At 76.2% G+C, this 214-nt stretch carries 1 protein-coding gene; it reads left to right on the forward strand.

The window, feature by feature from the left end:
- On the forward strand, window positions 1-214 hold a 214-nt coding region (locus tag IH00_RS0135720), incomplete at both ends, for a beta-ketoacyl synthase N-terminal-like domain-containing protein (protein WP_031080601.1).

A 214-nucleotide genomic window follows, 5' to 3' on the forward strand; every position in this document is an offset into this window, starting at 1 on the left:
CCGGACGGCCGCTGCCGCGCCTACGCGGCCTCCGCCGACGGCACGGGCTTCTCCGACGGCCTGGGCCTGGTGGTGCTGGAACGGCTGTCCGACGCCAAGCGCAACGGGCGGCACATCCTGGGCCTGATCCGCGGGACCGCGATCAACCAGGACGGCGCGAGCAACGGCCTGACCGCGCCGAGCGGCCCCGCGCAGGAGCGGGTCATCCGCCAGG

The organism is Streptomyces sp. NRRL S-118, assembly GCF_000716335.1.
GTDB lineage: Bacteria > Actinomycetota > Actinomycetes > Streptomycetales > Streptomycetaceae > Streptomyces.